Raw genomic sequence first — 21,794 nt, 5'->3', positions numbered from 1 at the left:
AACCATGTCAATATACTTAGTTTTAAATACAAAAGTTATACTATAAAATACCCGAGAAAGGCGAAAATTTACTAATAATTATTTTCTTTCATTATTTACATTTTTTTAAGTGTTAGGTTTAGAACTTTCTTTTTTAATCATATTGTTAAAGGGCTTAAATTTCTCATTTGCAAATATAACAGTTTCACTTTTGTTTAGCGTAATTGTACCTCTATCTTTTCTATCATAAGTAAGCAGCTCCTCTCATGATATCTTCAGTATACCTTTAAGGTAAAAATAAGCAATACATTTTTTGGCATAATAGCATTTCAGTTATACCTAAAATTACAGAGTACTAAAACCCGTAGTTCCAGCAATAGATGCGTCTAACCGTATCACTTATACCTAAAATTACAGAGTACTAAAACACAGTTTAACTACTTCGTCTAATGCCCTTTGTATCACTTATACCTAAAATTACAGAGTACTAAAACCTCTAGACTTATTATAACGCATTCAATTTTCAAAAACATCAATGTTAACAAAATATCATGTTCACCTTTAGCATACTTTTTTAAGCTATTTGTTTATTTATCAAAACTCATTACTACTTTGTATGCTCAATACACTAATAGTTATATGCTATATCATCAATAACAGTTTCAATCGCTCTCGTTTCATCTGTTGCTTCTTCATTGTCATCCAACGAATCAACAGATAAATCATCTAATATATCAATTAATTGATTAATATCTTTACCAATATAGTCGTTTTTATCTATGTTGTACTTTTCCAAGAATTGTTCATGTTCTTTTTTTAGTTCTACCAATATCATTTTATTCACCCCCTACAATAAAATATACGATATAAGCCACCCTTGCACTACTTCTAACAAAATACTTTTATACGAGTTGATAAGATTATTATTTTTCCAATAACCCATTCGGCTGGCCAGATATTAAGTCATCTGTTTTTATTCTTAACAAATAATTGAGACCATTTTGCACCCAAAACAAAATTTTTATAGATAGTGGGTGCAAAAACAACAAACAAAAACCCTCAAGACTTACAGCCTCAAGGGTTACAAAAATTAATATTGCTTCATATACTGCTCAATTTCCCACTTAGACACTTGCGTGCGGTAATAATCCCACTCAATTGATTTTGAGTTAATGAATTGATTATAAATGTGTTCACCAAGCGCATCTTTAACAACTTCATTTTCACGCATTGCTTTTAATGCTGTGTAAAGTGTTGATGGTAAATCTTCAATACCAACCGCTTCACGTTCTTCACGGTTCATTTCATAAATATTTTGGTTCACTGGTTTTGGTACTTCTAATTTATTCTTAATACCGTCTAAACCAGCTTGTAAAATAACCGCTAATGCCATGTATGGGTTTGCAGCTGGGTCTACTGAACGAATCTCAACACGCGTTGATAAACCACGTGACGTTGGGACACGTAATAATGGAGATCGGTTTTTACCACTCCAAGCAATATAACTTGGTGCTTCATAACCAGGTACTAAACGTTTGTATGAGTTTACGAGTGGGTTACATACTGCTGTATAACCACGTGCATTTTTCATACAACCTGCAATAAAGTGATATGCATCTTTCGTTAATTGCATTTCGCCATTTTCATCATAAAACGCATTCTCTTTACCTTTAAATAATGACACATTGAAGTGCATACCGCTTCCGTTCACACCAAACAATGGTTTTGGCATAAATGTTGCATGAAGGTTATGTTTACGAGCAATTGTTTTAACAACTAATTTGAATGTTTGGATGTTGTCACACGCTGTAATCGCATCCGCATATTTGAAGTCAATTTCATGTTGACCTGGTGCAACTTCATGGTGAGACGCTTCGATGTCAAAGCCCATGTCTTCAAGTTCAAGTACGATATCACGACGGCAATTTTCCCCTAAGTCTGTTGGTGCTAAGTCAAAGTAACCACCATGGTCATTCAATTCCATTGTTGGTTCGCCTTTTTCGTCTAATTTGAATAAGAAGAATTCTGGTTCAGGCCCTAAGTTGAAACTTGTATAGCCTAAATCTTCCATTTCTTTTAGAATACGTTTCAAGTTACCACGAGGATCACCAGCGAAAGGTTTTCCTTCTGTTGTATAAACATCACAGATTAAACGTGCAACTTTACCTTTACCTGCTGTCCACGGGAAGATAACCCATGTGTCTAAGTCTGGATATAAATACATATCTGATTCTTCAATACGAACAAATCCTTCGATTGAAGAGCCATCAAACATCATTTCATTGTCTAAAACTTTTTCCAACTGACTTACAGGTACTTCAACATTCTTGATTGTGCCTAAAATGTCCGTAAATTGTAATCGTAAATAGCGAACATCTTGTTCCTCGGCAAACCTTCTAATATCATCCTTAGTAAACTTTTGCTTTGTCATTGCATCTTGTCCCCCAGTATGAGTTATTTAAAAAAGCGCGATAAGTCACCACGATTAAGTGGAATAGATTCACGTTGCGGTTTCTGCGTCGTATCCACAATCATTTGTTTTCTTAGACGCTCTTCTTCATCATTTAATGTACTGCTTTCTTCTGCTAACATAATTTGCTTAATCCCTTTCATATTGAAGCCCTTTTCTAATAAATGCTTAATTGACAACAATATCTCTAAATCATTTAAAGAAAACAGGCGTTTCTTACCATCAGTACGAAAGGGTTTGATTAGTTCATGTGTTTCATAGTAACGAATCTGTCGTGGAGACAACTCCGTTAACTTACTAACAACACTCATCGGAAAGACCGGCATATTACGTCGAATTGTATCATTACTCATCTATGCCATCTCCTTGAACTTTTGAACTTGTCTTAACATTAGCACATAATTTTATGTATTTCAAAAATATGTAAGAAAACCTGACATGAAATTCAAAATCAACACATACGTAATACAAAACAGACTGGAATAATGTTAAACATTCTAAATACTACTACTCAAAAATGCTTTCAACTAAAGATTTTGTCAGTAGCCTATTCTGTTCTTTCAACTTGAAAACTTCTTGTTTAAGCAGGTGAATCTTTTGTTGAGCAACAAACCATTTTAAGAGGGAAGTCATAAATTTGATATTGTCACCTTCTGATCCCTTTTCCCTTGTTGCCATTATGGCTTATCAATTAAGGCTTATCAAAATTATGTGTGAAATTATCAATATTCTAAGTTATAATAACGCTAGAGGTTTTAGTACTCTGTAATTTTTGGTATAAGTGAAACCTAACAAGATTCGTAAAAATGCGATGACTAGTTTTAGTACTCTGTAATTTTTGGTATAAGTGAAACACCATATATCACAAACATCAGTGCTATACAGTTTTACTACTCTGTAATACAAAAACACCCCCTCTCGAAAAAGATGGGGGTGTTTTCGTATGCTTAAAGCTCGATCAAGCCTTCATTGATCATATCTTCTACTGCACGTGTCACAGCTATCTTAACGTGTTCGTATGTCAAGCCACCTTGCACATATACTTCATATGGCGCGCGGATTGGACCGTCTGCGGTAAGCTCAATTGAAGCACCTTGCACAAAAGTACCTGCTGCCATAATGACATCGTCTTCATAACCTGGCATGTAGCTTGGTTCTGGACTGAATTGGGCATTAATGGGAGATGCGTGTTGAATACTTTGACAGAATTTGATCATTTGTTCGGCATTCTCGAATGATACTGTTTGAATTAAGTCGGTACGCGGTGTGTCATAGCTTGGTGTTGTTTGCATATTGCATTTTTCCAATAATAGACTTGTAAATAATGCACCTTTTAAACTTTGGCTAACAACGTGTGGGCTCAAGAAAAAGCCTTGATACATTTCATGTAGGGCACTTAATGAGGCACCTGCTTCTTTCCCAATACCTGGTGCTGTTAAGCGATAACCACAACGTTCAATTAAATCTTTACGCCCTGCAATGTAACCACCAATTTTCGCAAGGCCGCCACCTGGGTTTTTAATTAATGAACCGGCGATTACGTCTGCACCTACTTCAATTGGTTCACGTGTTTCTACAAATTCACCATAACAGTTATCGACAAAAACAATCACTTCTGGATGTACTTTTTTGATTTGTTGAATCGCATTTTCAATCTCGTCAATCGTAATTGAAGGTCGTTGGTCGTAACCTTTTGAACGTTGGATTGCGATAACTTTTGTCTCTGCGCTAATCGCTTCATTCACAGCATCAATATCAATTGCGCCATGATTCAATGGTACTTCACGATAACCAATGCCATATTCTTTTAAACTTTCAATACCAGAGCCGTTAACGCCAATAACTTCTAATAAAGTGTCATACGGGCTTCCAGTAATATACATCAGTTCATCTCCCGGTTTCAACAAGCTCTGTAACGCAACGGTAATCGCATGTGTCCCTGAAATAATTTGTGGACGAACGAGCGCATCTTCTGCCTTAAACGTTTCAGCATAAACCGCTTCTAAATGATCTCGCCCAAAGTCATCATAGCCATATCCTGTTGTGCCCAGTAAATCAGATTCTGAAATTTTCACTTTATGGAAAGCGTCTAATACTTTTGCTTGGTTATGATACGCACGTGTTTCAATTTCTTTAAAATATGGTGTTAATGTATGTTCTACTTGTTCAATAATTTGTGTTAATTTGCTCATGTTCCCGCTACTTTCTATATTTTTTATACCCTTCAACAATATAATCTTCTGCGCCTTCATCAAATTCAAGACGTGTGACTAACGTATGTTGTTTTAACTGATACAATTTATCTGCATCGTGACTTGGTACACGTGTTTCATAGTATGACATTTGTTGTTTCATTTGTGTTAATAACATTCTCTTAACCGTTTCAATATCATCGGCGTCTTTTGCTGATACAAAGACCATTGGTTTATTCGTCACTGGCATTTCACCTGTATGTAGGTCACGCTTATTAAATAACACAATTTGCGGAATCGTATCCATTTCTAATGTTTTAATCAAGTCATTAACCGTATCATACTGTGCTTTATAATCAGCATGGCTTGCATCTACCACATGTAACAACAAGTCTGCACGTTTTGCTTCTTCCAATGTTGACTTAAATGCTTCAATTAAAGTCGTCGGCAATTTTTGAATAAAACCTACTGTGTCTGAAATAATTACTTCAAAACCGTCATTTAACTTTAATTGTCGTGTTTTAGGATCCAATGTCGCAAAAAGTTGATCCTTTTCATAGGTCCCTGCGTCTGTTAACGTATTAAACCACGATGATTTCCCCGCATTAGTATAACCTACCAAAGCAATTTGGAAGACGTCATGTTGATCTCTTTTTTGACGATAACGTTCTCGATGTGCAGACACTTCAGAAAGCTTACGTTTGATTTCTGTCATACGCGTACGGATGTGACGGCGGTCGGTCTCTAGCTTCGTTTCACCCGGACCACGTGTCCCGATACCACCGCCAAGACGTGACAAGCTTTTACCGTGCCCCATCAAGCGTGGCAATAGATAATCTAATTGCGCATATTCGACTTGGAGTTGCCCTTCTCGACTTTTTGCTCTCAACGCGAAAATTTCAAGTATTAGTTGCGTACGGTCAATAATTTTTATGCCTAACGCTTTATTTAAATTTTTCGATTGTGCGGTCGTTAATTCATCATTTGTGACCAACACATCAATATCATGAAATTCAATAAAGTCTTCAATTTCTTGTAATTTTCCTTTACCGACATAAAAGCGCTGGTCCATATAGTTTTTACGTTGCGAAAAGGCCCCTTTCACCTCTAATTCGCATGTATGTGCTAAGGCATCTAACTCTGCCATCGTACTATCAAAATCATAATCAGATTGATAGAGATCGACACCAATTAAGACCGCTTTTTCACGTACTTTTTCTGTTGTATAAGGTTGTTGATTATGCATCATATCACCATTCGTTCTTTAACATAGTAAACTTTATTGTAACACAGTGTGCTTGTTAAGACTATATCCGAGGAATGTGCTATATTAATTATAAAGGAGTGGTTGTTATGAGTATATATGATATCGAAGTCACACAGACAGATGGCACAACCTATCCACTTGCGAAGTATCAAGGTGATGTTTTACTTATTGTGAATACTGCAAGTGAATGTGGTTTCACATCACAATTCGGAGGGTTACAAGAACTTTACGAAACATATCGTGATCAAGGATTTACTGTATTAGGTTTTCCATGTAATCAGTTTGGTAAGCAAGAACCGGGAACGGGTCAAGAAGCTGAAACGAACTGTAAATTAAACTATGGTGTGACATTCCCTATGCACGAAAAAATTGATGTCAATGGGGAAAATGCACATCCATTATTTACTTATCTTAAAGCGCAACAATCAGGATTATTCAGCGAGAATATTAAATGGAATTTCACAAAGTTTTTAATCGACCGTGAAGGCAATGTAATACATCGATATTCTCCACAAAAACCACCTGAAAAAATTAAAGATGCGATTGAGAAAGTATTATAATCATTCGAAATTGGGACATTATTCAATTTATGTTTGAATATTGATGTAGACTGATGTGAAAATACACTTTCTCAAGTTTTTTCACGTAAGACAACACAATCTTTTTAAAAGAGTGAGCTATCTGTCTCACATCCATCAATTTGCAGTACACAAGCAGTATCATTGTCGGCACAAAGCCACAGTGATACTGCTTTTTTGCATAATAAAACGCCATACCACAATGTAGTAAGACGTTCTATCATATTACATAATTCGTTTCATCTTCGCTCAATCAATCGGTAGTGCGTGCGACAGCTTGCTTGAATCAAACTGTTCACATCCCCTTAACAAATAACGTTCAATTTATTTTTGAGTATTTATGTAGATGGCAGTAGCTGACTGGTGTGAAAATATGCTTTTACAAGCTTTTTTCACACCTACTCAGCCTTGCCGGGGTGGGACAACGGAATCTTTTAAAAAATGAGATTCCTGCCCCACTCCCCAATTCATACGCACTACGCACAACTCAAATTATTGTGCCCCTTCTACAAACGTACTAATCGCGTGTTTATAGATCAGATGATGTCGATCTTGTGAGAAGAAGTCAATGACATACTTGTCATAATCGTGTAATGTACCACGTAATTGAAAGCCATTTGTTAAAAAGACCGTCAATTCCTTCTCTTCATTTTTGAAAGTTTCAAGGTACTCATCTTGAATGTTTCTTTTCTCAACCATTTTCATATCTCCTTTTGTTTATTTGGGTTGTGAGCTCAGATAACATTGAAGTAAGTGACATCTTCTCTCTATCTAACCAGTGAACATTTAATTTGTTTTTGAACCAGGTCATCTGCCTTTTTGCATAGTTGCGTGAATGTTGCTTAAGTTCTTCAGTTGCGACATCTACATCCTTACCATCTGTAACAACAGGGATCATTTCCTTATAACCGATAGCTTGCATACTCTGACACGATGCATATCCCTGATCAATCAGTTCTTGCACTTCATCCAATAAACCTTGAGACAACATGATGTCAACGCGATTATTTATTCTTTGATATAATGTTTCGCGCGACATTTCTATCCCTGCTATTAATGTATCATAATTTTCTGTTAACTGGGTACTTTTCTTACGTTTACTCATAACTTTTTTTGTTTTCAAGTAGTAGACAATCGCGCGCTCCACTCTTTGACGATTATTCGGATGAATCGCTTCTTGAGATTCCGGATCAAATGTACCAAGATATTCGTGTAACGCTTCGTTGGAATACGCGGCAAGTTCCGCCATTTGGGCTTCAACCGCTTGCGCACGCTCTGCTGATACGGCTTCATCATCAAAACGATAATCATAGATCACGGATTGAATGTATAAGCCTGTACCTCCCGCAATAATTGGCACTTTACCACGCGCTGTAATAGCTTCTATCAGTGGCTTCACACGTTGTTGAAAGTCATAAGCCGAAAACGGTTCGTCTGGGTTTAAGATATCAATTAAATGGTGTGGAATGCCTTCCATTTCTTCTTGCGTAATCTTCGCTGTACCGATATCCATTCCCTTATATACTTGCATAGAATCACCACTAATGACTTCTCCATTAATCGCTTTGGCTAATTCTATACTCAATGCTGTCTTACCGCTCGCAGTCGGTCCGACAATCACAACAAGAAATGGTTTATTTTTGCTCATGTGCTTCACTCTCTTTTGTTTTTTGTATAATTTGGCGACTCATCCAGTCTAATAGGTGTTTCCAAACATTTTCATAGTCTTTTTCAAATAACACTTCATGCCGTTTATGTGGATACAATTGGACTGTAATGTGTTCAATACCGCCTTTTTTCAGTTGACGTGCGAGACGACGAATCCCTTTACCATTTTCGCCAAATGGATCGTCCTTGCCTGATACAAGCAAAACTGGGACGCGTTTGTTCATTCGTTGGATATTTGCCAATTCACCCGTCTTCATCATACTGCGTGTGACACTATACACGAGTTGGTTCGACACATTAAAACCTGAGTACGCATCTTTTATGTACTTGTCTACTTCTGCGTGATCTGAACTAATCCAGTCGCTCACTGTTCGTTGTGGTTTGAATTGTTTGTTAAAGCGACCTGTTACAAGGTGATTGACCCAATCTAATCGTTTCGTTGATCCAAACAACAATGTAATAAGCTTCAGGGCAACAAACGACGGATACCCTTGCCATTTCGGGAAGTAACCCGTACCACTTAAAATCAGACCTTGCAATGTTTCAGGGTATGTTTCGGCATATTGACGTGCAATAATCGATCCCATTGAATGCCCGATTACAATATACGGTAGCTGTTGTCCTAAGTCATTGCGCAATGTCGTTTGTACTTCATTCGCATCTGTGACGACTTGTTCCATAGAATCAAAATGTCCACGAATCCCATCAATTTCTTTCCCGTGACCGCGATGATTATGACGGATGACATGGTAGCCACGTTCATTCAGTTTGTTGACAAGTGGTTCATAGCGATCCATATGTTCAGCCATACCGTGAAAAATATGAATGATGCCAACTGCCTCTCTGTCGGCACGATCAACTTTGGTTTCGAGCATTGTGCCATCTGTCATTGTCATCTTCATTGCTTCATGTTTGACCATCTTATCTCTCCACCTTTCGTCATTTATCCTATCTATACTTTACCATAACCATTTTATTGACGGTGGACTGAATTGGCAATTTAGTAATGTTTAGGTGCTTTATACTTTAATTGTTTCATTACTTCAAAACATTGGTCATGAGACAGAAAATGCTTTTGAACACCTAAATTTATACAAAGAAAAACCATTGGCGACAGTGTACATGTAACAATGATATGTCCATGTATCACTGACAAGCCAATGGTTTTAGAATATTTTATTAGCGCTTATTATGCTTCAGCTGGTTGATGTTGACCAAAGCGTGCTTCATCAATTGCTTGTTCAAGTTCTGCTTTGTATTGTGCTTTTGTATGTTCATCATAACCTACTAAGTCAGCAAGCACTTCGATAACCGCATCTTTATGACGCATTACCGCATCAATGTTGAAGTAAATATCGCCAGTACGACGCACGAAGAAGTCTGTTGGTTTCACGACAAGTTCGTGTTGTACACCGTAAACAAGTTCTACATAAACTTGTAATGGTAAGCCACTGTTTTGGTGTTTAGCAGCTTGAACGATTTCAAAAATAGTATCTACGTTAGAACCATAGCGACGCGCAAAGAATTCTGCAAGTTGTGGGTCTAAGTTGAATTTACGTGCTTCTTCTACTTTTTCAGCAACGAAGTTTTCAAAGTTTGCGCTACCACCTACGTCACCACCAGAAATCGTGATGTGTTTAGTGTTCACTGCTTTAAATTTATCGCCATACTCTTGTTTCAAGCGTTTTTCAACTAAGTTCATAATATCTTCGGCCATATGACGGTAACCTGTTAACTTACCACCTGCAATTGTTAATAAGCCAGATTTACCTTCCCAAACTTCATCTTTACGTGAAATTTCAGATGGATCTTTACCTTCTTCTAAAATTAACGGACGGATACCTGCCCAAGTTGATTCGATATCGCTATCAGACACATTCACTGTTGGGAACATGTAGTTAATCGCATCAATTAAGTAATCACGGTCTTCTTGGTTTACTTGTGGGCTCGCTTTATCGTTATCGTAGAATGTATCTGTTGTACCAACATACGCTTTACCATCACGTGGAATAGCGAAAATCATACGACCATCATTTTCTGTATCAAAGTACACAGCTTGTTGTAATGGGAACTTAGATTGGTCGATAACAACGTGAACACCCTTAGTTAAGCGTAATTGTTTGTTGTTTTTAGAGTAGTCTGCACGACGTACTTCGTCTACCCATGGACCAGTCGCATTGACGACTTTTTTCGCATGAATGTCGAATGTATCGTTTTCTAAACGGTCTGTAACAGTTACACCTTTGACTTGTTGTTTATCGTCATATAAGAAGTTCGTTACTTTTGCATAGTTGATGATGTCTGCACCTTGTTCAGCTGCTTTTTTCATAACTTCGATTGTTAAACGTGCATCGTCTGTACGATATTCAACGTATGAACCGCCACCTTTAAGACCTTCTTGTTTGACTAGTGGTTCTTTGTCCATTGTTTGTTGTTTGTTTAACATTGTTTTGCGTTCTGATTTTTTAACGCCTGCTAAGAAATCGTATACAGCTAAACCGATAGATGTTGAGAATTTACCGAATGTGCCGCCTTTGTGCATTGGTAATAACATACGCTCTGGTGTTGTTACGTGTGGTCCGTTTTCATAAACGATAGCACGTTCTTTACCTGTTTCAGCGACAACACCAATTTGGAATTGTTTCAAGTAACGTAAACCACCGTGTACTAATTTTGTTGAACGAGAGCTTGTCCCTTGTGCGAAGTCTTGCATTTCCACGAGTGCGACTTTCATGCCACGTGCTGATGCATCAAGTGCGATACCTGCCCCTGTAATACCGCCACCTACAACGACTAAATCATACGTACCTTGTTTCATATTTTCTTTGACTGAATGACGCTTTAATGTTGATAAACCCATACTAACTACCTCCTATTTGTACTAAAAAAGGAGAGACTTCTCCTACAGACTTATTTAAAGTTGTACGAAAAATCTCTCCTAATCTCGCGTGCTTCTATTAACTTGACTTTAGTATATCACAGTTACTCCGCTTCGTCTAACTTGAATACTTGCGTTGCTTCAACTGCTTTTTTCCATCCTGTATAAAGTTTCTCACGTTTCGCTTCAGGCATCTCAGGATTGAATGCTTTTTCCAATTTCCAATGACTGCTAACGTGTGATTGATCTTTCCAGAATCCTGTCGCAATACCTGCTAAGTATGCGGCACCTAATGCTGTTGTTTCGCTGACTTCTGGGCGTTCTACCTCAATATTTAATAAATCAGCTTGGAATTGCATTAAGAAATTATTTTGTACGGCACCACCGTCAACACGTAAACCATTCACTTCGATACCAGAATCTTGTGCCATTGCTTCGATAACGTCACGTGTTTGATAACAAAGTGATTCTAATGTTGCACGAATAAAGTGTTCTTTTTTCGTTCCGCGTGTTAAACCAAAGATTGCGCCACGTGCTTCAGAATCCCAGTATGGTGTACCAAGACCTACGAATGCTGGCACGACATAGACGCCGTCGCTACCGTCAACGCGAGTTGCATAGTCTTCTGATTGTGGTGCTGATTGAATCATACGTAAGCCGTCACGTAACCATTGGATTGCTGAACCGGCAACAAAGATTGAGCCTTCTAATGCGTAATGTACTTTGCCGTCGAGACCGTAAGCGATTGTTGTTAATAAACCATGATCAGAAATAACAGCTTCTTCACCTGTGTTCATCAACATGAAGCCACCTGTACCGTACGTGTTCTTAACGTCGCCACGTTCGAAACATGCTTGGCCGAATAATGCGGCTTGTTGGTCACCAGCGATACCAGCAATTGGAACATTTTGACCAAAGAAGTGATAGTCTTTTGTTTCACAGTAGATTTCACTTGAAGGACGTACTTCCGGTAACATATTTTTCGGAACGTCTAATAGTTCAAGTAATTCATCGTCCCATTTTAAGTCATGAATATTATACATTAACGTACGACTCGCATTTGTGTAGTCAGTTACGTGTGCTTGTCCGCCTGACAGTTTCCATACGAGCCATGAATCGATTGTACCGAATAATAGGTCGCCGTTTTCTGCTTTCTCACGGGCACCTTCTACTTCATCAAGAATCCATTTAACTTTTGTTCCTGAGAAGTATGGGTCTAATAGTAAGCCTGTTTTTTGACGGAATAGTTCTTCGTGACCGTCTTTTTTCAACTGATCGCAAATATGTTGTGTTTGACGTGATTGCCAAACGATTGCGTGATAGATTGGACGACCTGTGTTTTTATCCCAAACGACTGTAGTTTCACGTTGGTTCGTAATACCAATACTTGCGACTTCAGATGCTGAAATGTCGTTTTCGTTTAATACGGCTGCCATTACTGAAATAACAGACGTCCAAATTTCATTTGCGTCGTGTTCTACCCAGCCAGATTTTGGAAAATGTTGTTTGAATTCTCGTTGTGAGATACCACAAATTTCTCCTTTTTCATCAAATAAAATGGCTCTTGAGCTCGTTGTACCTTGGTCAATTGCTAAAATATATTTTCCCATAATATGATGCCTCCCTGAATCATTCGTATTCATTATCTATTATTTTAAAGTTAAATTTTTGCGATGTCATCTCTTGAAGATTTTTTGTTCATGATCTGACCGAGCACGAGTGTACATGCGACAAGAACGACTGTGATGATTGTCCATACATCGAATGTACTTTCAAATACAAGGCGATAGATGACCGCACCTAACATACCACCAACGATAGGACCAAGTACTGGTACGATTGCATATGACCAGTCACTGCTACCCTTTTTGTGGATTGGTAATAACGCATGCGCGATACGTGGACCTAAGTCACGGGCTGGATTGATTGCATAACCAGTTGGACCACCTAAGCTGACACCAATTGCGACGATTAATGCACCGACGATTAATGGATTTAAACCATCTGTAAATTTGTTTGCGCCGATAAATAATAAACCTGCAATTAAAATAGCTGTGCCAATAATCTCTGTTAAGAAGTTTGCCATGTAGTTACGGATACCAGGTGCTGTTGAGAAAACACCTAACTTCGCACCTTGATCATCTGTTGCACGCCAATGTGGTAAGTATGTTAACCATGTAAGTGCTGCACCGACAATGGCACCAAGCATTTGTGCCACGATGTAACCTGGCACTTGTGACCATGCAAAATCACCCGTTACGGCAAATGCGATGGTAACTGCAGGGTTCAAATGCGCACCTGAGAACTGACCGACTGCGTAGACACCTAACGTAACAGCAAGTCCCCAACCGACAGCAATAACTATCCAGTCTGCTGCTTCACCTTTTGACTTTCTTAGTACGACGTTAGCGACAACACCGCCACCCATTAAAAGTAAAAGGGCTGTCCCGAAAAATTCTGCTAAATAAATATTCATGTCTGTTCCTCCTTAGCAAAAAAGAGACAACTACAACACGCACTACACCAATAGATATAATACGAACGCAGAAATCTCTTAGTCTCTATTCTTATATTAACTTGCTATTAATAATACAGTGATATGAAAACGCTGTCAAATTAAAATTTTGATTTTTATAGATATTTATTACTTTTGTTTTAATTTTTCAACATAAAATTAAAGATAGTGTCACAGCGCTGTATATATCAGCGTCTATCACACTATCTTTTATTGCGTGCATTTACCACAAGCTACGGTCACTTGTTGTAATATAGGTTGCGCCACTATCCACTGCACGTTGCACTTCATCTTCTGTACTAATGAGTCCACCGGCAATGACACGTGCGCCCGTTTGTTGCTGAATCTGTTGGATGACTTTATCTGCAATGCCAGGTAATACTTCTACATAATCTGGTTCAAGGCGTTTGATGAGTTCAATACTACGCTCCAATGCATGGCTATCGATAATAAATACACGAAAAATAGTTACGACGCCAAGTGCTTTCGCTTTTTTAATGACTTTCATTTTTGTAGATACAATGCCTCTTGGTCGATACTGCTGAACAATGTATTCACATGCAAATTCATCATGACTCATGCCCTTGATCAAATCAATGTGCACGTATGGTTGAAGTTGGCGTTGCTGCATAAACTGCATAATACCTTTTAAGTGACTAATATGTGTGTCTAATAGTACACATGTTTGATAATCCGTTTTTGCTAACTTTTCAAGGTCTTTCATTGATCGAATCGCTGGTAAAATATAAGGTTTCACTGTTTGTAATTCCTTTCAGATGTACTATTGAACACGTTTAAATAATCGCTCTAGTTCATAATTAGTAAAGTTAATAATAATGGGACGACCATGCGGACACGTAAACGGATCTTGCATTTCTCGTAATTGATCAATCAAATGCGCCATATCTTCTTTCTTCAAGTAATGGTTGGCTTTAATCGACTTTTTACAGCTCATCATAATTGCCGCTTCTTCACGGAACTTGGCGATGTTCACCGTTTTATGCGCGAGCACATACTCAATCAAATCTTTAATAATCTCTTCCACTTCTTCTTGTGGGAACCATACTGGATAACTATTCACAATATAATCATAACCGCCAAATGGTTCTAAAAAGATGCCGACTTTTTCTAATTCTTCACGTGATTGTTCAATGATCAACTGTTCATCTTTTGAAAAATTAAAGGTTAGTGGAATTAATAAACTTTGATTTTCGTTCGTCACTTCCCCGATTTTGTCACGGAAGTATTCGTATTTAATGCGTTCCTGTGCCGCATGTTGGTCAATCAAATACATGCCTGTATCATTTTGCGCCACAATGTACGTGCCATGCACTTGACCAACAATTTCCATATAAGGCACACGTGACTGATCTTGTGCTGGCTGTTCAACAGGTGCTTGTTGCGCAGCTTCTTGTACCGGTGCTTGTTCAGGTGCTGTGTCCATATCCATCAGCAGTTCACGTTGTGCTTGTGCGAAGGCATCCTGATCATCTGTTGATTCAGCCTCGTCTTGTGATAGCGACGGCTCATTAACGGGTGGCGTATATGTCGGTGCCGCTTCACGAACCACTGATGGTTGCTCATTGGATTCTGCTCGCTCATCTTCTACATAAGTAGCACCATTTTCAAGTGTCGTATCCGGTTGTACAGGTGTTATTTGTTGGCGCTGCTCAAACGCTATTTTCTGTTGTTCGAACTGTTCCAACACTTTTTTCGGTTTGTGTTTGTCTAAGTCATTTTTCGGAATTAATATTTTGTCTTGAAACGCTTCACGTATTTTTTCAACAATGAGTGCGTATAATTGGTCTTCTTTTGACAAACGTACTTCTAACTTTGTCGGATGCACATTGACGTCTACTAAAATGGGATCCATCTTAATGTTCAAATAGACAATTGGGTAACGGCCAATCGTTAATAATGTATGATAGCCTTCCACTACCGCTTTATTTAACACAAAATTTTTAATATAACGGCCGTTGATAAACAATGAAATGTAATGGCGGTTACTGCGTGAATGTTCTGGTTTGGCAATATAGCCTTCAATTTCATAGTCACTCGTTTCACCAGTAATATGCAGTAAATCACGTGCGACTTTCATACCATATATTTCTGCCATCACTTCATTTGTGCGACCTGAACCATTCGTTTGTAGCATTTTTTTGCCGTCACTCATCAATGACATACGAATATCTGGGTGGCTCATTGCCATGCGGTTCATAATATCGGTTATCTTGCCCAGTTCTGTATACAAACTTTTAATATACTTCAAACGTGCAGGGGTATTGTAAAACAAGTTCGCAACCAAAATATCTGTGCCTTGACGTGCACGTGCTGGTTTTTGAGACAAAATTGCCCCTTCTTCCGCGTATACTTCATAGCCGTCTATGCCATCTGTTGATGTTTGTAATGTGACTTTGGCGACTGAAGCAATACTTGCTAGCGCTTCACCACGGAATCCAAGTGTACGAATATGGAATAAATCGTCATCATCGTATAGCTTACTCGTAGCATGACGATGGAACACGAGCGATAAGTCATCTTCTTCAATGCCTGATCCGTTATCAACAACGCGAATGGATGCCACACCCGCTTCTTGAACTTCGACGTTAATCTCCGTTGCACCTGCATCAATACTGTTTTCTAGTAATTCTTTAACAACTGAGCTTGGACGTTCAACCACTTCACCTGCTGCAATTTTATTGGCAAGTGACGTTTGTAATGCTTTAATTTTTCCCATCGTGTCACCTTCTAATTCAATCGATTTTGCAGTTCACTTAATTTGACTAATGCATCTAACGGCGTCATTTGTGAAATGTTCAATTTTTTAATTTCTTGTTCGATTTCACTCTCTGCAGTCGGTTCAAATAAATCAAATGTCGGTTGTTCGTAAATCGTTTCGCCTGATTGTGCCTTTGCTGGTTCCTGTGTTTCACGCTGTACTTCTGGTATCTCTTGCCCTTCGTCATGCTCAGAAGCCGTTGCCGCAATCGCAGTTGGTTTATCATGCGATTCAAAAGCATCCAAAATCACCTTCGCACGTGCGATAACAGCTTCCGGTAAATCGGCTAACTGTGCGACTTGAATACCATAACTGTTCGCGACAGCCCCTTCTTTAACTTTGTGTAAGAAAATCAATTCGCCTTTATATTCGTTTGCTGCTACGTGGACGTTCTTCAAGCATGGCAATGACTGGTCTAATTCTGTTAACTCATGGTAATGCGTTGAGAACAATGTTTTCGCCTGTGACGTTTCCGCAACATACTCAATCATCGCTTGCGCCAGTGCCAAACCATCGTATGTCGACGTACCACGTCCGATTTCATCAAAAATAATTAAACTGTCCGCTGTCGCATAACGCAATGCTTTTTGTGCTTCCAACATTTCGACCATAAATGTACTTTTTCCTGATACAAGATCATCCGCCGCACCAATACGCGTGAAAATCTGGTCAAAAATCGGTAACTGTGCTGACTTACATGGAACGAATGCCCCCATTTGCGCCATAATACTAATAATCGCAACTTGTCTCATATAGGTAGATTTCCCAGACATATTCGGACCAGTAATTAAATAAATGTATGTGTCATCATCTAAGTGACAGTCGTTCGGCACATAATCGTTGTAGTCCATTACACGCTCTACTACCGGATGGCGTGAATCCACAAGTGATAATGTGCGATTTTCACTAAATGTCGGACGCACATAATTATATTGTTGTGCAATCTCCGCAAAACTTTGTAAGCAATCGAGTTCCGAGATGATTTTGGCTTGTTGTTGTAGGCGTTCTGTAAATTGTTTCACATACTGACGTAACTCTGTGAACAACTGATACTCAAGTTCAATGGCTTTATCTTGTGCGCCGAGAATCATGCTTTCTTTTTCTTTTAATTCATCTGTAATAAAACGCTCAGCATTGGATAGCGTTTGTTTACGTTCATAACCGTGTGCGACTGGATCAAACTGTGCTAAATTGGCACGTGTGATTTCGATATAATAACCGAATACTTTATTGAAGCTAATTTTGAGCGATTTAATGCCTGTACGTTCACGTTCTCTTGCTTGTAATTCCGCAAGCCATTGTTTTCCGTTACGTGATGCATCTAAATAGCTATCTAATTCTTCATTGAATCCAGTTTTGAACAGACCGCCTTCTTTGACTGATAATGGCGGTTCGTTCACTAGACTTCTTTCCAATACCGCTAATAGGTCTTCCAAAGGTTCTAACGCATTAAAATGTGCAATGGCTTCATGATCAATTGTTTGTAATAATGCTTTTATCGCTGGAATTTGTGCAATCGAATGCTTCAGTTGTACAAGGTCTTTCGCATTGACATTCCCAAAGCTGACACGTCCTACTAAACGTTCAATATCATACACTTCTGTTAAATAATCTCTGAGTGTGGCACGCTCAATAAAGTAATTTAAAAACTGTGACACCGCTTCGTGACGTTTAACAATTTCTGCTTGTTGAATCAACGGTCGATCAATCCATTGTTTCAAACGTCTTGCGCCCATTGGTGTTTTCGTTTTATCCATCAACCATAATAATGTCCCTTTTTTAGACTTCAAGCGAATACTTTCCGTTAATTCAAGATTACGTTTCGCATAGTAGTCCATTTTCATATAATCGAGCGCACGATAAACGACGGCCGGTTCAATATGTGACATATCTCGTTTCTGCGTATCATAAATATAGTCAAGCAAAATTTGTACCGCTTGCTGCATTTGAGGATGATCCAGCTGATTCACATCGTACTGCGTTTCTGAAATCGCCTCACGTACTGTAATCGTCTCCGTAATTATACTGAACTGACGTTTCAAACTATCTGAAAGCGGCTGTGATACGACAATTTCATTCGGTTTAATCGTCGTCACTTCATTAATTAACGTACTCTCATCTTCAAAATGTGTGACCTTTAATTCTCCCGTTGAAATATCACAGTAACTCAACGCATAATCGCCATCATGAACAAAACTTAAAATATAGTTATTTTGCGTGTCGTCAACGCCACCTTGCTCCATAACAGTACCAGGCGTCACAATACGTACGACTTCTCGCTTAACCATTCCTTTTACTTGTCGTGGGTCTTCCATTTGTTCACAAATCGCTACTTTATAGCCATTCTGAATAAGCGTTTCGATATAACCGTCCGCCGAGTGAAACGGTACGCCAGCCATTGGAATCGGGTTGGCTTTTTTCGCATCGCGTTTCGTGAGTGTAATTTCTAACACGCGTGCAGCTGTAATCGCATCATCATAAAATAATTCATAAAAATCGCCTAATCTAAAAAACAGTAGCGCATCTTGATGTTGAGATTTTATTGAGAGATACTGCTTCATCATCGGTGTTACATTTGACATCTATTATCACATTCCTTTAAATCTCTATTTATCATTCATTAGAACTATGTATAAAGGCTAGACGATATGCAACATTCAATTCGTCTAGCCCATTCGTCATTTCGACTTGTGTTTCGTATATTTTTGTATTTTGCTTAACAAACCACGTCTTTTCAACACGATTAGTAACGCATAGCTGACTACTGCACCAAGCATACTTGATACGATAAACGCAGCCATCAGTGGTTTTATTAAAAAGCCTTCCAAATGTAATAGCCAAGCGAGTGGAATACACACTAAGCTACCGATAATCCCTGTACCAATCACTTCGCCAATCGCCGCAACAAACAGATGGCGATTCACGTAATAGAACAGACTTGCAAGAAGTACACCAATCATACTACCTGGAAATGCAAAAGGTGTCCCCGTTCCCAGCAACACACGAATGGTAGATGATAAGAACGCTTGTGCAAGGCCGAACCAAGGGCCTAACAATACAGCGCTCAGCACATTGATAAAATGTTGTACGGGTGCTGCTTTAATCGGACCAATTGGAATGACAATGACCGTACTTAATACGACATTGAGTGCGATAAATAATGCTGTTAATGTCAGTTTTCTATTGTTCATTGTCATCCTCCTTTCGATCGTCGAGTGTGCCCACTTGTGCAACATCAATGCCATCCGCTAATGTTTCAATAATAAACTGTATCGTATCATTCGCTTCACGCTGTGCTTGGCGAAATTCTGACACAATAGGAATATCGTCAATTTCTGATTGAATCGCTTGAATGGTTGATTCCGAACGTTGATATGCAACGGGTTTATGATAGTTTTGTAAGTTTACAGATTGTTTTTGTTGTTGCTTTAATGTATTCATATGTTGCGCTATTTGTTCATTTTCATGAATTTGCTGTTCGACTTGTTGATAGTAACGAACCGTCTCCAAGTCTTGAATTGCTTGTTGTAGTTCACGCGCCTTTTGTAATACATCCTCTTTGGAAGTCATTATTGACTCACCAGCGTTGCAACACTCACACCTACAAATTCACCGTTTAATGAATATTGTTTCGCTTCAACAATTTTCACATCTACAATTTTACCAATCATTGATTTTGGTGCACGGAAGTTGACTAACTTGTTGCGTTCCGTGTAGCCCGCTAACACTTCTTCATCTTTCTTACTTGCACCTTCACAAAGCACTTTAACAGTTTTACCTTCATAAGCTTTTAATGCTTCTGCTGAGTACTTACCGACTAATTGGTTCAAACGTTGTAGACGCGCTTTTTTCACGTCTGTCGGTACGTTATCTTTCATCTTGGCTGCTGGTGTACCGTCACGTTGAGAGTAGAGATACGTATACGCATGCTCGAAACCTACTTCTTCATATAATGACAATGTTTCTTCAAATTGTTCCTCTGTTTCATTCGGATAGCCAACGATAATATCCGTTGTTAATGCCACATTAGGAATTGCTTGTTTAATACGGTTAACAAGATCTAAATAACTTGCACGCGTATATTTACGGCCCATAATTTTTAGCACTTGGTCATTACCCGATTGTACCGGTAAATGGATGTGTGGCACGATATTACCACCTTGCGCAATCACTTCAATCATGCGATCTGTAAAGTCCCAAGGGTGGCTCGTAGTGAAACGAACACGTGGAATATCAATCTTCGCAATATCTTCTAATAAATCGCCAAGACCGTATTCGATATCGTCTAAATCTTTACCGTAAGAGTTCACATTTTGACCTAACAACGTAATCTCTTGGTATCCTTGGCATGCTAAGTCGCGCACTTCATCAATAATATCTTGTGGGCGACGACTACGTTCTTTCCCACGTGTGAATGGCACGATACAGTATGTACAGAACTTGTCACAACCATACATAATGTTCACCCATGCTTTAATGCGACCTTCACGCACTTTCGGCAAGTTCTCGATGACATCGCCTTCTTTGGACCATACTTCGACAACCATCGCTTTAGAAAGATACGCTTCTTCTAAAATTTGTGGAAGACGATGAATGTTGTGTGTACCAAAAATCATGTCGACATTTTGGTAAGATTTTAAGATTTTGTTTACAACAGATTCTTCTTGTGACATACAACCACAAACACCGATTAAACAATCTGGACGTTCTTGTTTAATATGTTTCAAGTTACCAATTTCGCCGAACACTTTGTTTTCAGCATTTTCACGAATCGCACATGTATTTAATAGGATGACATCTGCTACATTGACGTCTTCTGTTGGCGTATAGCCTAGCGCCGTCAAAATACCCGCCATTACTTCCGTGTCATGCGCATTCATTTGACAACCATATGTCTTAATTAAGAACGTACGACCTTTCCCCATACCACGATACTTTTCGTCGATTTGGAAGTCGCGATTATAAACCGTCTCTTCTTTCCCACGCTTTTTCGCTTCCTTTAGACTTGGTGGCTGATAAACGTGGTCGAAGTATTTACTATAATCTTTCTCTTCAGCTTTATCTTTACGATTTGCCAGTACGTCTAACGTGCCAGCTTTTCTTTGTTCTTCATTCACATGCAAAACCCTTTCTGCCCTTATATCATCTCTCCATTATATTAGAAAAAAACGCAAAGTGCAATTTGTCATATCTTGTCGTGGCAATATGAAGTCTGCGCTTAGTGATACCCATTTATTAAAGCGAGCAATAGTGAAACATCGTTAATCCTCATGCTTGTTCCACTTTTTCCATAAAACTTTCAAGTTCCTTTTTATGCTTCAAACGCTTCGCATGGATTTCAACTCTGTTCACTTTCGTATGTTCACTCTTTTCCATTGCTTCAACAAGTTTTTGTGCGCCTTGATTGTCAAAAATATAATTTGTAGTAAAACTGACTGTAGCCATAATACATCCCCCTTTCTCATATT

General features: G+C 38.6%; 20 protein-coding genes. 1 reads left to right on the top strand and 19 read right to left on the bottom strand.

Annotation, left to right across the window (positions count from 1 at the left end):
* Positions 1-105 precede the first annotated feature (105 nt).
* The 6 genes from CD122_RS12320 to hflX form a co-directional block, all read right to left on the bottom strand.
* Complete coding sequence (locus tag CD122_RS12320; RefSeq protein ID WP_373694279.1) at positions 106-237, bottom strand: hypothetical protein; 132 nt, start codon at positions 235-237, stop codon at positions 106-108.
* Positions 238-607: 370 nt separating this feature from the next.
* Entirely contained in the window at positions 608-814 is a 207-nt protein-coding gene (locus CD122_RS07120) for a hypothetical protein (protein WP_103358308.1), read from the bottom strand.
* Positions 815-1,069: 255 nt separating this feature from the next.
* Positions 1,070-2,410, bottom strand: coding sequence for a type I glutamate--ammonia ligase (gene glnA / locus CD122_RS07115; protein WP_103358307.1), 1,341 nt, complete (start codon positions 2,408-2,410; stop codon positions 1,070-1,072).
* A 23-nt stretch (positions 2,411-2,433) separates the two neighbouring features.
* Positions 2,434-2,802, bottom strand: coding sequence for a MerR family transcriptional regulator (locus CD122_RS07110; protein ID WP_103358306.1), 369 nt, complete (start codon positions 2,800-2,802; stop codon positions 2,434-2,436).
* Positions 2,803-3,396: 594 nt separating this feature from the next.
* A complete protein-coding gene (locus tag CD122_RS07105) occupies positions 3,397-4,641 on the bottom strand; it encodes a methionine gamma-lyase family protein (protein ID WP_103358305.1) in 1,245 nt (414 codons plus the stop codon).
* Between the two features lie 7 nt (positions 4,642-4,648).
* Positions 4,649-5,887, bottom strand: a complete 1,239-nt coding sequence (gene hflX, locus CD122_RS07100; protein ID WP_103358304.1) for a GTPase HflX — start codon at positions 5,885-5,887, stop codon at positions 4,649-4,651.
* A 107-nt stretch (positions 5,888-5,994) separates the two neighbouring features.
* On the opposite strand from hflX, the gene CD122_RS07095 reads away from it, so the two are divergent.
* Positions 5,995-6,468, top strand: coding sequence for a glutathione peroxidase (locus tag CD122_RS07095; protein ID WP_103358303.1), 474 nt, complete (start codon positions 5,995-5,997; stop codon positions 6,466-6,468).
* A gap of 510 nt (positions 6,469-6,978) precedes the next feature.
* On the opposite strand, the gene hfq is transcribed toward CD122_RS07095, so the two are convergent.
* The 13 genes from hfq to CD122_RS11940 all read right to left on the bottom strand — a co-directional run bounded on the left by hfq (position 6,979) and on the right by CD122_RS11940 (position 21,771).
* Entirely contained in the window at positions 6,979-7,185 is a 207-nt protein-coding gene (gene hfq, locus CD122_RS07090; RefSeq protein WP_103358302.1) for an RNA chaperone Hfq, read from the bottom strand.
* Positions 7,178-8,134 (bottom strand): tRNA (adenosine(37)-N6)-dimethylallyltransferase MiaA, encoded by a 957-nt coding sequence (gene miaA, locus CD122_RS07085; RefSeq protein WP_103358301.1) that lies wholly within the window; start codon positions 8,132-8,134, stop codon positions 7,178-7,180. Before miaA ends, hfq begins: the two co-directional genes overlap by 8 nt.
* A complete protein-coding gene (locus tag CD122_RS07080) occupies positions 8,121-9,074 on the bottom strand; it encodes an alpha/beta hydrolase (protein WP_103358300.1) in 954 nt (317 codons plus the stop codon). The genes miaA and CD122_RS07080 overlap by 14 nt, the downstream gene beginning before the upstream one ends.
* 269 nt (positions 9,075-9,343) lie before the next feature.
* On the bottom strand, positions 9,344-11,014 hold the full coding sequence (locus CD122_RS07075; RefSeq protein ID WP_103358299.1) for a glycerol-3-phosphate dehydrogenase/oxidase: 1,671 nt from the start codon (positions 11,012-11,014) through the stop codon (positions 9,344-9,346).
* Between the two features lie 122 nt (positions 11,015-11,136).
* Positions 11,137-12,642 carry a glycerol kinase GlpK gene (glpK, locus tag CD122_RS07070; protein WP_103358298.1) on the bottom strand — a complete coding sequence of 502 codons (1,506 nt, stop codon included), beginning with the start codon at positions 12,640-12,642 and terminating at the stop codon, positions 11,137-11,139.
* A gap of 50 nt (positions 12,643-12,692) precedes the next feature.
* Positions 12,693-13,508: an MIP/aquaporin family protein gene (locus CD122_RS07065; protein ID WP_103358297.1), complete on the bottom strand. Its 816-nt coding sequence runs from the start codon at positions 13,506-13,508 to the stop codon at positions 12,693-12,695.
* 262 nt (positions 13,509-13,770) lie between these two features.
* Entirely contained in the window at positions 13,771-14,304 is a 534-nt protein-coding gene (locus tag CD122_RS07060) for a glycerol-3-phosphate responsive antiterminator (RefSeq protein ID WP_103358296.1), read from the bottom strand.
* 24 nt (positions 14,305-14,328) lie between these two features.
* Positions 14,329-16,284, bottom strand: coding sequence for a DNA mismatch repair endonuclease MutL (mutL, locus tag CD122_RS07055; protein ID WP_103358295.1), 1,956 nt, complete (start codon positions 16,282-16,284; stop codon positions 14,329-14,331).
* An 11-nt stretch (positions 16,285-16,295) separates the two neighbouring features.
* Entirely contained in the window at positions 16,296-18,887 is a 2,592-nt protein-coding gene (mutS, locus tag CD122_RS07050; protein WP_420852953.1) for a DNA mismatch repair protein MutS, read from the bottom strand.
* A 117-nt stretch (positions 18,888-19,004) separates the two neighbouring features.
* The gene (gene thiW / locus CD122_RS07045; RefSeq protein WP_103358293.1) at positions 19,005-19,517 is read right to left on the bottom strand and encodes an energy coupling factor transporter S component ThiW; all 513 of its coding nucleotides are present in this window, start codon (positions 19,515-19,517) and stop codon (positions 19,005-19,007) included.
* A complete protein-coding gene (locus tag CD122_RS07040; RefSeq protein ID WP_103358292.1) occupies positions 19,507-19,896 on the bottom strand; it encodes a YlbF family regulator in 390 nt (129 codons plus the stop codon). The genes thiW and CD122_RS07040 overlap by 11 nt, the downstream gene beginning before the upstream one ends.
* The gene (gene miaB, locus CD122_RS07035; RefSeq protein WP_103358291.1) at positions 19,896-21,443 is read right to left on the bottom strand and encodes a tRNA (N6-isopentenyl adenosine(37)-C2)-methylthiotransferase MiaB; all 1,548 of its coding nucleotides are present in this window, start codon (positions 21,441-21,443) and stop codon (positions 19,896-19,898) included. Before miaB ends, CD122_RS07040 begins: the two co-directional genes overlap by 1 nt.
* Before the next feature lie 151 nt (positions 21,444-21,594).
* Complete coding sequence (locus tag CD122_RS11940) at positions 21,595-21,771, bottom strand: hypothetical protein (RefSeq protein WP_169926484.1); 177 nt, start codon at positions 21,769-21,771, stop codon at positions 21,595-21,597.
* Positions 21,772-21,794 lie beyond the last annotated feature (23 nt).

This window comes from Staphylococcus rostri (genome assembly GCF_002902145.1).
GTDB lineage: Bacteria > Bacillota > Bacilli > Staphylococcales > Staphylococcaceae > Staphylococcus > Staphylococcus rostri.
Note: the sequence above shows the minus strand (reverse complement) of the source record. Positions and strands in the feature narration are given on the sequence as shown.